Source organism: Aminobacter carboxidus (genome assembly GCF_014863355.1).
GTDB lineage: Bacteria > Pseudomonadota > Alphaproteobacteria > Rhizobiales > Rhizobiaceae > Aminobacter > Aminobacter carboxidus.
In genome coordinates this window covers 126,015-139,950 of record NZ_JACZEP010000005.1, presented here as the reverse complement: position 1 = coordinate 139,950, position 13,936 = coordinate 126,015, and the positions used below count along the sequence as shown (strand labels likewise).

General features: G+C 57.5%; 11 protein-coding genes and 1 pseudogene. 5 read left to right on the top strand and 7 right to left on the bottom strand.

From position 1 onward, the window contains the following. The gene (locus IHE39_RS17210) at positions 1-822 is read left to right on the top strand and encodes a DUF3800 domain-containing protein (protein ID WP_246485529.1); all 822 of its coding nucleotides are present in this window, start codon (positions 1-3) and stop codon (positions 820-822) included. Between the two features lie 724 nt (positions 823-1,546). Here the strand turns inward: IHE39_RS17210 and IHE39_RS17205 are convergent. The 3 genes from IHE39_RS17205 to IHE39_RS17195 all read right to left on the bottom strand — a co-directional run bounded on the left by IHE39_RS17205 (position 1,547) and on the right by IHE39_RS17195 (position 4,386). Further along, the gene (locus IHE39_RS17205; protein ID WP_343070097.1) at positions 1,547-2,398 is read right to left on the bottom strand and encodes a pPIWI-associating nuclease domain-containing protein; all 852 of its coding nucleotides are present in this window, start codon (positions 2,396-2,398) and stop codon (positions 1,547-1,549) included. Between the two features lie 117 nt (positions 2,399-2,515). Continuing rightward, positions 2,516-3,454, bottom strand: coding sequence for an anti-phage nucleotidyltransferase (locus tag IHE39_RS17200; RefSeq protein WP_192567321.1), 939 nt, complete (start codon positions 3,452-3,454; stop codon positions 2,516-2,518). 2 nt (positions 3,455-3,456) lie between these two features. Continuing rightward, the gene (locus IHE39_RS17195) at positions 3,457-4,386 is read right to left on the bottom strand and encodes an anti-phage phospholipase (protein ID WP_192567320.1); all 930 of its coding nucleotides are present in this window, start codon (positions 4,384-4,386) and stop codon (positions 3,457-3,459) included. A gap of 710 nt (positions 4,387-5,096) precedes the next feature. Here IHE39_RS17195 and IHE39_RS17190 point away from each other — a divergent pair. After that, a complete protein-coding gene (locus IHE39_RS17190) occupies positions 5,097-5,717 on the top strand; it encodes a Cap15 family cyclic dinucleotide receptor domain-containing protein (protein WP_192567319.1) in 621 nt (206 codons plus the stop codon). A 341-nt stretch (positions 5,718-6,058) separates the two neighbouring features. On the opposite strand, the pseudogene IHE39_RS30700 reads toward IHE39_RS17190, so the two are convergent. Then, positions 6,059-6,373 (bottom strand): annotated as a pseudogene (locus IHE39_RS30700) (tyrosine-type recombinase/integrase); the annotation flags it as partial. A gap of 68 nt (positions 6,374-6,441) precedes the next feature. Here IHE39_RS30700 and IHE39_RS17185 point away from each other — a divergent pair. Continuing rightward, positions 6,442-7,686, top strand: coding sequence for an SIR2 family protein (locus IHE39_RS17185; protein WP_192567318.1), 1,245 nt, complete (start codon positions 6,442-6,444; stop codon positions 7,684-7,686). Positions 7,687-7,689: 3 nt separating this feature from the next. After that, entirely contained in the window at positions 7,690-9,387 is a 1,698-nt protein-coding gene (locus IHE39_RS17180; protein ID WP_192567317.1) for a helicase HerA-like domain-containing protein, read from the top strand. Between the two features lie 181 nt (positions 9,388-9,568). On the opposite strand, the gene IHE39_RS17175 is transcribed toward IHE39_RS17180, so the two are convergent. Further along, positions 9,569-10,651, bottom strand: coding sequence for an HNH endonuclease (locus IHE39_RS17175; RefSeq protein WP_491844517.1), 1,083 nt, complete (start codon positions 10,649-10,651; stop codon positions 9,569-9,571). A gap of 155 nt (positions 10,652-10,806) precedes the next feature. Continuing rightward, complete coding sequence (locus IHE39_RS17170; protein WP_192567315.1) at positions 10,807-12,486, bottom strand: PIN domain-containing protein; 1,680 nt, start codon at positions 12,484-12,486, stop codon at positions 10,807-10,809. A gap of 335 nt (positions 12,487-12,821) precedes the next feature. Between IHE39_RS17170 and IHE39_RS17165 the strand changes: the two genes are divergently transcribed. Next, positions 12,822-13,271, top strand: a complete 450-nt coding sequence (locus IHE39_RS17165) for a Ros/MucR family transcriptional regulator (protein ID WP_192567314.1) — start codon at positions 12,822-12,824, stop codon at positions 13,269-13,271. A 424-nt stretch (positions 13,272-13,695) separates the two neighbouring features. On the opposite strand, the gene IHE39_RS17160 is transcribed toward IHE39_RS17165, so the two are convergent. Beyond that, a complete protein-coding gene (locus tag IHE39_RS17160) occupies positions 13,696-13,908 on the bottom strand; it encodes a helix-turn-helix transcriptional regulator (protein WP_192567313.1) in 213 nt (70 codons plus the stop codon). Positions 13,909-13,936 lie beyond the last annotated feature (28 nt).

Genomic DNA, 13,936 nt, shown 5'->3' with positions numbered 1-13,936 from the left:
TTGCCTGTCACCTTGAACCTCTACCTCGACGATTCCGGAACCAGACATCCTACCCACAAGGTCGGGAAGAAACCGGCGCACGGGTACGATTGGTTCGCACTCGGTGGCATCCTGGTTCGAAGTGACGAAGAGGACAACGCCCGAGACCTTCACGCAAAGTTCTGTGAGAAATGGGAAATCACGGCGCCCTTGCACTCGTCGGAAATCAGATCGCAGAACGAGAACTTCGATTTCCTGCGGGGCTGGGAGAAGGACAAGCTGGGAGCATTCTACGAGGAACTTTACATTCTGATGCGAGAGGCGCCCGTGGTCGGTATCGCGTGCACTGTCGACCGTCCCGGATACTGTGGACGATACCTCGAGCAGTACAAGCAGAATCCTTGGATGCTCTGCAAAACCGCATTCACTGTCGTCGTCGAACGCGCCGCGAAATACGCTATCGCCCAAGGCATGAAGCTGCGCGTGCATCCTGAGCGCTGCAACAAGGCTGAAGATGCGAACCTGGAGGGCTACTACAAGGCTCTAAAGACGGAGGGAATGCCGTTCGCTAAGGACAATTCCGATAAGTATGGCCCCTTGCCCCCCGAGCAGTTGACCCAGACGCTCTACGAGTTCAAGACCAAGCAGAAGACTTCGCCAATGGCGCAACTGGCGGATCTGTATCTATGGCCGATCTGTATGGGCGGCTATCACGCCAGCAATCGTCCTTACCAGCGTCTAACCGACGACAGAAAGCTGATTGAGTGCCATATCAAGGAAGACGAGCGGCCGATGCTCGGATCCAAATATAGCTGCTTTGAGAATGTCGAACGGAAGGCCTAAAAACTCAAAAAGCCTCCGACGTTTCCATCGAGGCTTTTGGGCGACCGCAAAGGCGATCTCGTGGGCCAAGCCCGACCGAGTAACTATCGTACCCGATGATTTGTTGCAAGGAATTTTTCGTTAAACCGAATTAACCTGACGGCGGTACGAACGCAATAATCGTCGAAATCATGTACGAACCAGTATCGCTCGTTCCACGGCGCGATGACGTGCTGTCAATTGCCAGATCAAACAAGGCCCGACCTATTCAGCTCCACCAACATGTCCAATAGGCCAATGCGGATGCTGTTTGCTGAGTTGGGCTTCAAGCCGAGCGGGTACGTCGACAACCTTGATGAAGGCGATCCGGAGATCATTTTCTACCACGCCGCCCCTTAGGCGGGAGTAGTACGGGCTTCCGTTTTCTACCTCCGTTTGAAAACATTCCGCTGCGGGGCTGCAAGCGGACCGACTGCTATTGGCCGAGCGGACGCGATAGCCGCCACCTCCCACTCAATTAGGCATGCACATGCGATGGTTCTACACCGCAGTCGGCAACCGCCTCAACCGAGCCACCCGAAATCGTAAGCGCGTCGATCGTTTCCGCGCCACACCAAATCTAGATGCGACCCGGCACGCACGTTGAACCCGCCCCCGGTTGCGGAAGGCAGATCCGGTTGGGCTCGCCTACCGCGCGCGGCTCGCGGTGGATGGATGTCCTGAAACGCAAGCCGCGCCTTCCAGGCTATGAAGCGATAGTGGCGAGGAACATGATGCCGCCCTCGACGCGCTGCCGAAGCGCCTTCAGGCTCGCAAAGCTGATCGCTCCGGCCGCGCCGTGGGTGGCCTTATTGAAGACAGGGAATAGCTGGAGGATGTCTTCGATGTCCTTTTCCACGAAACCTAGCATTGCAGGAGAATCCGCGCCCTTTTGCTTGAGCAGATAGCGGATCTTCGCCCTGCGCGACGGCGTGCCATTGGGGGTCTTCTCGTAGGCAGGATCGGCGGCGATAACATCCGCGTCGAGAGCCCACCGATCAAGGATTTCGGTAAAAATCTCGCGCACGCTTGTGCAGAAGTGGCGAGCCGCGTCTGTGTTGGCGGGATTGAGCGCAAACAGTGCCCCTTTCCAGCGGTCGCAAAGGTCCTGGGACAAGTCTGCCAGATAGTCGAGGATGCCGGTATCGTGCGTGACCTCAGCCGGCGCTTCGGCGTCGGCGTTCAAGGCATAGGCTACCGCTGCGCTGTTGCTGCTCTCGCGCTCGGCTGCAGCCAGGATGTCGGCGTCTGCGCCAGGCTCAATCCGATCGAACCGCTCGCTCAGATCGAAGGAGGAAGCGCTTACCTCGCTGTAGCGCGTGGTGGTGAGAGAACGCAGGGCTGATAGCCGGCGTTGCCGTTCGCGTTCGACTTGGGCATTGTGGGTCCGCACCGCCTGATTGTATTTACTCACCGCCGCCCGGCGCTTCTGGCTGTACTGCGCTACCTGGCGGTTGTGTTCCTGTACCACCCGCCGGTTATGCTGATTGACGCGATCAACCTCGCGATTGTATTCGCGCACGGCCTTCTCGGCGGCAGCCCGATTGGCTCGGTTCACCCGGTCAACCTCCTGGTTATACCGGCGAACCATGGCGTTGTACTGAGACGGCGTCACCCTCCGAACCATAAAACCCTCCTCTATCTGTCGGCTAGCTGGGGATGTCCCAGCATTACTTCAAGGGGTGCCTCTCAATAGTCCACAGGTCCGAAAGTAGCGCGCGCAGCTACCCTTTGGCGTAATACTCACGGCAGCCTTGAGAAAGGCAGAGTAGTTGTCTTCGGGCCAAGACGTGTGTGTGCCATTGGCCACCAGAGGATGGATGCCGTTGGCGCAACTCAACGTGTTGAATTTGGCCGTCCACAGCCACTCAAGGCTCGCGCTGACCGCGTGCTGGAAACTACGCTGAAAGGCCGGAAGCGGCACGTTGTGCATCATGCCCTCGATGAAATAGGAGGGCGCAAGGCTGCGCTCAATGACCTTGTCGTCCGCCATGCGGTTTCGCATGTTTTTCATGATGCGAATGGTGGGCTTTAGCCAGCTCTTGGACTCTTGATGGCGAGTGGTGAGATTCGCTGAGTGCTGCTTCGGATAGTTCACGATAGTCTGACCATCTCGGGTCACAAAGCGGACGCCAGATATGTACCGGTATGGCATGAACCCGTTCGACGGCAGGTAGAGCCTGAACTCGGTCGATATCAGTACGTCCGCCTTGCGGCGAGAGGAGTTGGCCGCAATCTCAACGGCTTTGTTGCCAGGCATGGCGTCCTTACCAAACCAACCAGTTAACCAGGTCGTCACCTCGCTCTTGAAGTGGTCGTATTGGTACGTGGCCGGAACGAACTGCCGATCAAATGTCGCCTTGTCCGTCTGATTCAGCGCGTCGGTATTGGAGTGGTAAACGGCGTCAGTGCTCATCACCACGTCCACGTCGCTCTCGGACCATACGTTGGTATCGTTTCCGTAAGAGCCTTGCAGAAAGACATCGACCGATCGGTTGGCAAACGGTGCCTTTTCATGCGTGAGGGCACGCCGGATTGTCGCGTACGTGTCGCGTGAGCTTGGTCCCGCGCCGACCTGAGACCACGTGTTCAGACGATCTTCTGATATCGGCATTCTTACCCCAGCAGCTTGCGGATGGCGGCTTCCATCTTCCCGAAGGAATCACGGCCGCGGGTGTGGATCAGGTCGAGCTTCGCCAGATTGTATTCGAGGAGGTCGGTTTCCATCGACGGCTCGGTGAACGCCTCGCTGATGCGGATGGTCTCGATGTCGGGAAACAGAATGCAGCGAAGCTGCTCCATCGACTGAGCGTTGATGTTGAAAGTCTTCTGGATCAGCTCCGCTTCGTCTGCCCAGGATATGAACCAGGCCTTGGTGAACCTCTTCAAACGAGGGACCGGATAATCACCCACGCCGACGTTCAATACCTTGATACGGTCATGAGGCAGCTTGTAGGCGCGCACCGCGTCCGCAATGGCATAGAGGGTCGGGTTATTTGCGCAAAACCCCCCATCAAGCAAAAGGAGCTCATCGCCGTCAATCTTGAGCTGCCGCCTTGAGAAGAACGGGTAGGCCGAGCAAGAGGCCTGAACAGCGTCGCTGAGCGTACACCCGAAGCCCTGAACGAAGGTCGCCCCCCGACCGTGGGCTTGTTTCGGGTCCGACTTGAAGATGATAGGCGTTTCCATCACCCACTTGGTCGCAACAACCCCAAGGCCGGTCTTCACCGCATCGAATTTCTGATCTTTGAAGATCTCGTCGCCCAGCTTCTTGAGGGCGGCCGACCGGCGTTCCTTTTCCTTGGGGCGCATAACGTCGGGCACATGCCTGCGGTAAAGCTTGTGTATCTCGGTGACCGGCGTACCGACCGCTAGTAGCGTGCCGATGATAGCGCCCGTGCTGGTGCCAAAGATCAGGTCGAACGCCTGGTGGAGCGGCTTGCCCAGCATAGCCTCAAGCTCGTGCAAAACGCCCAAGGTATAGAAGCCCTTCGCTCCACCCCCATCAAGCGTGAGGATGCGAAATGGCTTGTCTTCTACGGTCACGCAGCCCCCCCGGCAAAAGCGAAGAACCCCTGATATAGCGGCTCGATTGTGCCGGCAAAAGGCTATCAGCTATTCTTTGTCTTACTTCTCAAGGCGCCCACCTTGACTGCCGGCCGCGTTCCTTGATCGCGGCCCAGGCGGCCATGTGACGTTACCCCGATCAGCTAGTGGTCCGATCTGGACCGGGTTGCAAGTTCGTTTGGGGCGGGACCGCGCAGGCTCGTGCGGCCGTGCTCGGCCACGCGCGCGGCCCTTTCATGGGCTGAGTCTATCATATGTTCTGGAGGCTATCGAAAGACTTCCGACTGGGTATCGTTTCACTTCTTCCGTCGCGGAAAATCTCGCATCTCTCCGCCGTCGCGAGGAGCACGCAGTCTACATCTTCCGAGACCGACAGGGCTATGGCGCTATTATAAGCCGAACCACGGTTTGGCTCGACCGAGTTGGACTTTCCACGTGCGACTATCCGATAAGACCAACCCGTACAGCGGTAGCGTTCTTCGGACGCTGGCCTTCCGAACAGGACCGCTCCGTCATGGATGCTCTCATTAAGAGCCAGAACTTCGGCATGTCTCGTAGGAAAATCCTCTCCGAACGAGAAGCTGGTAGAAGCGGCCGGCATCCTCAGCATAGGGATACAGTCCACAGGTCGGTCGACGCCGGTGTAGAACACAGCAAGCAGAGGATAGCGCGCGAGCTCGACATTGGCTATGCCATGGAATATCGGTTTCAAGACCTCGAGAGGGGGGCTGGATTTGCGTAGTTTGTTCACGCGGTTTTCCATTTCGACGGTAATTGTGCTTGCCGCTGCGGTTTGGGGCGGTTCATTGTGGGTCCTAAGTATACCGGTTGATGCGAGCTACCTAAAACCCTTTTCTCTGACCGTTGTTGTCGTGACTGTTATCCTTTCCGTTTTTGAGAAATGGGTCTGGCGCTGCTGGCCGGTCTATTATTTCGTTTCGGTTCCCGACCTGCGCGGAGAATGGGATGTGGAAATACTGTCGACCTACAAGGGCGAGACAAGTATACCCACTGCAATCCATGGCACGGCCACGATCAAGCAAACCTTCTCTACATTGTCGATCAGGATTTCCACAAAATCATCCGATTCCGCGCTCAAGGCCGAACGGATTGTCGCGAGCGCCGATGGAGCAGTCGAAATATATGGCGTTTACCAGAGCGAACCTGATATCCACCTTCGAGGATCGGAAAGCGAAATCCATTACGGCGCGTTCCGTTACGTGGTTAAGGACAGCCCCGCCACCCTCATGACCGGCACTTATTGGACGGACCGAATTACCAAGGGTTCGATCAAGTTGAAGCGCAAGTAAGATCAATTGGGAGCAAACTGGATCAGGGTAAGTTCCACCTGATTCAGGGACAGATCATCATATCTGCGGTCATACATTGCCAACGCGTCTGCGAGCGGTCAAAGCAAAGCCCCTATCTGGACAGGTCTAGCCGGAGATTACCGAAAAGTTGAGGCGCGTGGACGACCGAAAAAGAGGCTCAGCCGAAATGGCTGGTTCCAAGCGGAGTCAAAGTCGCCGCTGCGGCCGAGATCAGGCGCAACCAAGATGTCGACTTTCGGGAAGCGATCAAGTCGATCTCAACGTCCGACATGGGGCGCATCGCAGTTCGCGGCCCCACCGAGACAGTGGAGCTGCTTTGATCAGGCCTCGGTCGCCTCGGCTAGCTCCAGGGCATCTTCTACATCGAGACCGAGATACCGGACTGTGTTCTCGATCTTAGTGGTCGAGCAGCATTTGAACCGCCCGGAGATTCCCAGTCGCCTTTATAGATGATCGAAGCCTTGGTTCGGCGAAGCGGCGTGCCATACTCTTCTCGACGCAGACCAATCACCGGCACTCACTCATCCACCAGTCGGGCATGCTGCCTGGTGCTCAAATGGGCTGTAGGCATAAAAACGGCTGGGAAAAGCGAAGTCGCCCACAGTTCCGCCACGTCTCTCAACCCATGGCAGCACTCTTATCCAGATTTCAATGAATTCACTGCGCTCAATCTTGCTGCTAATTACCTTGCAGAGATCTGGACTTGCAGGTCAATCGTACTGATCATGTCGAAAATTTCGGGGGGCACTTGAAAGTTAAAAGTTATACGACCAAGCGTGCTTGGGTCGAGCAGTTGGCTGCTCCGACTCCGGGAACGACTGCCGCAGATGAGAAACAGCCCGATCCCGCAACTGAGGAGATCAATCGGGTTCTATCGGACATTATCCGCGCTCAAAAACTCATCGTTCTGACAGGGCTGGGGACGTCGCTGTGCGTGGAGAATGCCGCAGGCGCTGCGAAGGCACCCACCATGGGCGACCTATGGAATGCGGTTCACAATGAATACACGAACGACGGAGATGCTAAGCGGGCGACATGGGCGGAGGTGCTCGAGATAGCCCGGCAACCGGCGGGCAACACAAACATCGAGGAGCTGCTATCCCGCTGCAAGACAGCGGAAGGCTTCGAGCACGGCGACAAACAGACCAAAATCCAGCGGTTTATCGCCGATGCCGAACGGATCATCAGGACGAAAGTTGATTTTCTAGATTCAAGCGATTCCTTGCTCCTGCACGAGGCCTTTTTGCGGAAGCTTGGCCGGCGATCGACCCGGCGCGAGCGTTTGAAGCTGTTCACCACCAATTACGATCGATGCTTCGAGCATGCCGCGCAGCGTGCCGGTTTCGTCGTGATGGACGGCTTTACTATGGCCCAGCCCGCCATTTTCGAACCGATGCACTTCTCCTACGACGTGGTGCGACGCGGATCGAACGCCGATGCTCCAGACTATATCGAGAACCTATTCCAGCTCTATAAAATCCACGGCTCCATTGATTGGGAGCTCAATGAGGCGACCAAGCAGATTGTCAAGAAGGAAAAGACTGAGAAGCCTCTGCTCATCTACCCGCGCAACACCAAGTACGAGCTGGCGTTCGCCCAGCCGTACCTGGAGATGATCTCGTCTTTCCAAACCGCGCTGCGCGCCAGCGACACCGCGTTGCTGATCATTGGTTTCGGTTTTAATGATAATCACTTGGCAGAGCCGATCCTAGCGGCGATCGATACCAACCTCTCCCTCAAGGTCGTGGTGATTTCTCCAGGCATTGAAGCTCAATCAGCGACGAACCCGCACCTACAGAAAATCGCGGGTCTCATTGACCAGGGCGATGCTCGCCTCGCCATGCTGGCCGCATCGTTTGAGGAACTCGTTCCGGTCATTCCCGACATCGCTGCCCAAACCGACCTTGAGAGACATCTCGATAGGGTCCGCGCGGTTAGGGAGCGCTAGATCATGGGCCTTCCAACCGCCGCTTTCGAGGCCGGGCGATACGTGGGCTCCATCGTATATGTGGAACCGGCAGTCGTGAGGCTCAACCTGCCTCACGGGACCATTTCCGTGGCCCCCTCCTATTCCGGCCACCGCGTCGGCCGGGGAGAGGTCGGGGAATTCGTGGTGATAGAAGGCGAGACCCAAGGGATCCTCGGCCGGATCACTCAGATCCGCTTGCTGGACGGTGATCGGCTGACCGTCGAGCCCGCCCGCAAATCGGAGGCCGTAACCGCCAATCCCATCGGCAGCGTCCAGTTGCTTCTCTCGATAGACCTCGCGACCGGCAAGATATCGCGGGGCATTCCAGAGCACCCGAGGATCGGACAATACGCCTACGCGGCGCATCCGGACCTCGTGAAGCACGCGATTGAACAAAACGGAGGCGAAGCTGGGAAGTTCGTCGAGCTCGCTCATCTACCTCAGTCGCCCACCACGAGGATATCGTTCCCGCCAGAGTCTATATTCGGGCGACATTGCGCCGTTCTTGGAACCACGGGAGGCGGCAAGAGCTGGACCTTGGCCCGGCTGCTCGGTGAGATCGCTCGCCACCGGGGAAAAGCTATCCTGTTCGATCCGAGCGGCGAATTCCGCACCTTGAACGACCGGGCGGGCCATGTTTGGCTTGGCGGTCAGCCAGCCGCGGCTGACGACAGTCGCTTTTTCGTGGGCTTTCCGCACAAGCACCTGTCGGAGAGTGATCTGTTCGCGATGTTCCAACCGAGCGGGGGCTCGCAATCCCCGAAGCTGCGCGAGGCATTGCAAAGCCTGAAATTGCTTCATCTTGCGCCGGAACTCGGCACGGACGGCTTGCTTATCAAGGCCCAGCAGGCCAAGGCGCCGGTAGTCAATAAGCAGACGGAGCACGCCGCCGCGCTCCGCCAACCCGGTGCTGCCTATGACATTACCAAGCTTGCCGACCAAATTTACGAAGAATGTGTCTTTCCAACCGGCGGCTTCCAGAATAATCCAAATCCGGCGAATTGGGGCGGAGCGGACGTTAATGGGCGGGGCTACTGCACGACCTTGGTCAGCCGGATTAGCGTGCTGGTCCATTCGGCCGAGATGGCGCCCGTATTCGCGCCCGGCGCACTGGCCGATTTAACGGAGGTGATTCAGGAATTCCTGGCTGATGATCGATACAGCATTCTCCGGGTATCGATGGAAGATCTACCCTTCGAGCATCATACCCGCGAGCTCGTCGCAAATGCTCTTGGACATCACCTGATCAAGCTCGCCCGTCGTGGCGCCTTCAAAGACAAGCCGCTGATCGTCGCGTTGGACGAGGCCCATCAATTCCTCAACAAATCCATTGGCGACGAATTCAACCGCGTTCGCCTCGAATCGTTCGCGCTGATCGCCAAGGAAGGCCGAAAATATGGCCTTCACGCTCTTCTGGCGACGCAGCGCCCACGAGATATTCCCGAGGACGTTCTGAGCCAAATGGGCATGTTCATCGTTCACCGGCTGATCAACGAGAAAGATCGCCAGATCGTCGAGCAGGCCTGTGGCAGCCTCGACGCGTCGGCGGCTTCGTTTCTCCCGATCCTTGGGCAGGGCGAGGCCTTGGTGATCGGCTTAGACACCCCCATGACGATGCCTGTGCAGATCCTGCGTCCCGTCAACCCGCCCGATTCAACGCCGGCGGCTCTATGGAAATAGGCCCTAAAGCGGCGGTGTCCGCGAGATACTCGCGGCCCTGAAACCTCTGGCTGCCGAGTTTTACCGGCTATCGGCAAGCCACTCGGCGTGACCGGTGATCGAGGCCGTCCGTAACGTCCGCTTTTGGCACAAGGAAAAGTTTGCCTCTACGGCTGAGATTGGGCGCTTACTAGCTGTTATGTCAAGCTGTCCATGCAGCCAAGCCCAACGTTAGCTTGCGATGCAGCACGCGATGACAATTTGCGCAGAGGCACTTTAGATCATCGGTAAGCGTGAGGTGCCCCGGCTTCATGTTCGCGACGTGCACCCGGTGATGGTGCACCTCAATGCAGGCGTGCCCCGCCTCAGGACCGTACCGTTCTACCGGGTCAAGCCTACATTCTTCGCAAAACAAGCGGCCATGCTCGGCGATGAACTCGGCGCGCTTCTGTTTCGCCAGACCAGGTTGTCGTTCGCGTTTCAAGTGCGAGACGATCTTGGGATTGCCCTCGATCCAACTACGCTCCTCCTCCGTCGGCGCCAGGTCAGCCAGCTCTGCCTCGACTTCGGCTGATCTGGGTCGCGGCCGTGGATCGCCCCCCGATTTGGGCACGATCCATAGCCCCGCTGTTTCGAGCAACTCGAAACAAACCTGGCCCCACCCGGCGCTGAAGTGCCCAGGATAAGCGTCAATCCCCACTGCTTCCTCAAGAGCGAGGCCGAATACCTTCTTAGGAGCAAGCGGGACGCCGTCGTCGGTTAAGGCGTCGTAGTCTCGCGAAGAAGCGAAATTTGGCGCATCCTCGCCGGCAAGCAACCGAGCGACTGCCTTGTGAATGTGCGCGCTCGTGACTTGCCTGAGTTGACTCGCCGGCAGTCGCTCAATAGTCGGGCTAACTGCATGGGCATTTAAGGCGGCTACCAACTCTTCGGAGCCGCTTCCGGGCGTTGCTATCAGCAGGCGCCGCCACGCGCCGTGGCTGGCGCTTCCGGCATTCATGGCTCGGACAAGTTGGTCGAAACGTGTCGAAATCGCTGCCACACGATCGAACGCTAGGCGACGCTGCGTCAACGGAATGTGCTGCACTGGGCGGCTGTCGAGGTAAATCTCGTATGGGATGCCGGCGTGGTCGAAGCGCGCCATCAGCAGCTCCAAGGCGCGCTTGTAATCTCGATTCCGATCGGTGCCGCTGCGGCTGTGGAGGATGATTCCATCCGAGCTGAGTTCCATAGTCGCGTTCAACATGGAGCCCGAGTCAGTGTGTAGATTGAAAGGTTCAGCCATTCACCGAGAAAATCAGCAAGAAGGTGCGGCGTCTACAGCTACCCTCGAAACCGTTCGGGTGTTGGCCACAATCAGTGAACAACGGCAGCTATGTGGATGCGCCCGAACACTTCCAGGACTATTTCAGGCTATTCTGGCGGCTAGTCTGCTGACCTTCAGAAGCCGCAACGTTGGATCATCTGCTCCGCGACAGACGCGAGGCTATAGGCTTCTATCGTGCGGCTAACAGGTAGCAGAAGCTCTGCCGGTTTGGTGAGGTTCTCTGCTTCGACGACACACCTAACGGCACCCGTGACGTCCCCATCGTCGGGAAACTGAACATCGACCTCAAACAATTCCTTCCCCCGCTGGTGACGAAATAGATCGCAGGTCAGTGCACCACGTTTGGTCGGTTTGGCCTTTGGCCACCGGTCATAATAGAACCTTTCAGGATTGTGCTTCTCTGGCATGGGCGGCAGTCGGACAGGCGAAACATCGAGGTAGGTCGGTCTGGCGATGCCAGTGGGTTCAAACAGCGACCTGCGCAGACGATCTTGTTCCTCTGCGATTCTCATTATGTCCGAGATAGGCCCTACCCCGCGCGCCAAATCTGCGAGCGCCCCTCTGCCGTGAAGATTATCGAACATCGATTGCGCGCTGCGGACTGCCGCAAAGTGCGAATCGAGCCCCATAAGCCCACGCGAACCCTTTCCCAGTTCGGAAAACCTCAGACCGGTGCCGGGTACTCTCGGCGTGGCGATATCAACGCCATTCGACGCAGTCGGCGGCCGTTTCACGACACGTCGAACCGCTGGCGCAACAGGCGGCGCGGGCAGCCCTGGAATCGGGGAGAGCGCGGATTGCCCGCCATCATCCTGATCTTCGTCATTGTCCGGATCATGAGCGTCATGGCACAGGTGGATGTTGCCGATTGCCTCAAACGACACGCGCATCTTTGACGCTGGCCGAGTGCCGCCATTTGCGACGCTGAATGTTAACGCAACCTCAGCCTCGGGCTCGAGGCGGCCATTGTGCAGCCTCTCGAAGATCGAGCGGCACGCGCCGATCCATTTCGGGTACGCCTCAGAAGTGTACTTTTCGATCGCTTCAGCGTCGGGCGCCTCATAAGAAATCTCTGTCCCATCCGCCTGGCTCTCGATTTCTGGAACAGCAAAATCCTGCTTTACGGGATGACGCACTTTCAGCTTGTCGATCAGCTGATCAATTTCAGGCGGCTCGAGTGCTAAAGCGACGTGGCGGATAACATGGGCCTGTGCTGGATCATCTGAAGCGTCTGCGATGCTGATAGAAGGCTCCTGCGCCCTGTAGATCGAAATGTCCTTTTCCAGTTCCTTGATCCGCTTCGCCTCATTCGTTTCCTCCGGCGGTCGCTTCCAACTCTCCGGAATCAGGAAGAAAGAAACGCCGAGACCCTGAGCAGTGGATGCCGCGACGCTATCATCTGTCAGCATCGAGACTGAGGCGAACGTCTCATCCTTTGAAAGGGTGGCGACAGTCCCCACGATCCGGTCGTCGTTGATGGTGTAGTCGAGCGAACTGGCGAACTCAGGAGCGGGCTGGACGATCGGCATAAGTCTGAGAACGACTCGCGGCCCTGCTTCCCGGATAACGACTTCAGGCGGCTGGGACGTCAGCATTGCGCGTATCCGCCCCGATATCTCGATTGCCCGCTTGCGGGTTCTGCCGCCGCCCTTCTTATGCTTGTCGATCTCCGCCATGACCGGCTTGGTCAACGCGATAACAACCGGGTCCACAGAAAGGTCAGACCAGGGGAGTTCTTCCAAACGCATGCATTCGAAGAACAGGTTCGTGTCGGCTATGAACGCATGCTCCATTGGACCCTCACAGACAGCAAACCCGTTGAAGCGCCGCGTTGTGCGGCGTTTATATACCTATTCCTTCTAGAGTAACTCGAATAGTTCTGCAACAAACGCTTCCTGAAATATTTCTTACTTTGCCTATCGATCTTCCGGGATAATTAATTAGCATGCTAGAGAACCTAAACATCCGCTTTTAGGCCTCCACCGTGCTGAGCTGAATGGCAGATACTGGGCGCAAAGCGGACGTCCAACGGCGGCCGAACTCGTGCCTTTTGGAACCCCCGGGTTTCGTCGTGGGCAAAATTGCGCTACCGGAGCTTGGTAGCCGAGTACTCTTCCGAGGTATTGTGATGACTGAAGTATTGCTAAACCCCAATAGTCAGCTGATTGAGCTCACTGCCGATATCGTGGCCGCCTATGTTTCGAACAATCCAGTCCCGGCCGGAGATCTGCCTGGCTTGATTGCCCAAATCCATTCCAGCATCAGCTCGCTCGGCACTCGGGCGACGACGGTGGAAGAGCGGCCAACACCCCGGATGCCTATCAAGAAGACTGTCACGGACGGTTACCTCATCAGCCTGGAAGACGGTAAGAAGTATCAAACCCTGAAGCGGCATCTTGGTATTCTGGGGCTCACCCCTGAACAATACCGTTCAAAGTGGTCCCTGCCCTCTGACTACCCCATGGTAGCTCCCGGATATTCTGCAAGACGCTCAGATCTGGCGAAGCAGCTCGGCCTCGGTCGGAAGCCCGGCGACAAGAAGCCTGTGAAAAAAGCTGGACGGAAGACCAAGGCGTAGTCAGACCGCCAGGATACCAACGCTGGTTGCAGCGGCGGTACTAGCAGGGCCGCACTATCGAGGTCGGGCCTGCAGCCGGAAATTTATGTCCGAAAAGTCTGTTTCGAGTACAGATTTAAGAGAAGCGGCCGGCCCATCGCCCGAGCAGGATTAGCAGGGCTGAAAGCCCAGGCTGGCGCAAGTTGCGATAGTTCTTCACCAGACACGCTGGCGTTGCTTGACGTTGCGTTAGCTGTGTCTAATTTGCACACAGGCTCCTGCCGCCTCCCCAAGGCAACACATGAGCTTAGCGCCAGCTGCGGCTCACCCCCACCGCCCAGCTGCAGTTGGCGCGCCTGCTAGGGATCGTCTTGGGCTACAAGAAGGTGACGCGTAGCGCCCCACTTGATGACGGGTCACGTCAAGCTATGGGTTGGCGTTTCTCTCAATCATCAGGACTCCGCGTCGGCTTCTCAAACCGCAATCCCGCTCCGCCACCATTTTCCGGAATGAACTGAATACCGCCTGCCTCAAATGCCCTGCGGATTGCAGTGAGACTGTTCCGATGGGGGATTCGCGCCCCGCGTTCAAAATCAACTATCGTTGCGCGCGAGATTGCCGCAAGACGCGCAAGTTCATCCTGACTCCACCCCAGCATTGCGCGAGCGCCTCTACATTGCTCAACT

Bases quoted from the DNA above. Each gene is read 5' to 3' on its own strand.
- IHE39_RS17200 (WP_192567321.1), bottom strand. From the start codon at position 3,454: ATGCCGATATCAGAAGATCGTCTGAACACGTGGTCTCAGGTCGGCGCG.
- IHE39_RS17190 (WP_192567319.1), top strand. From the start codon at position 5,097: ATGCCATGGAATATCGGTTTCAAGACCTCGAGAGGGGGGCTGGATTTG.
- IHE39_RS17180 (WP_192567317.1), top strand. From the start codon at position 7,690: ATGGGCCTTCCAACCGCCGCTTTCGAGGCCGGGCGATACGTGGGCTCC.
- IHE39_RS17175 (WP_491844517.1), bottom strand. From the start codon at position 10,651: ATGGCTGAACCTTTCAATCTACACACTGACTCGGGCTCCATGTTGAAC.
- IHE39_RS17170 (WP_192567315.1), bottom strand. From the start codon at position 12,486: ATGGAGCATGCGTTCATAGCCGACACGAACCTGTTCTTCGAATGCATG.
- IHE39_RS17165 (WP_192567314.1), top strand. From the start codon at position 12,822: ATGACTGAAGTATTGCTAAACCCCAATAGTCAGCTGATTGAGCTCACT.
- IHE39_RS17160 (WP_192567313.1), bottom strand. From the start codon at position 13,908: ATGCTGGGGTGGAGTCAGGATGAACTTGCGCGTCTTGCGGCAATCTCG.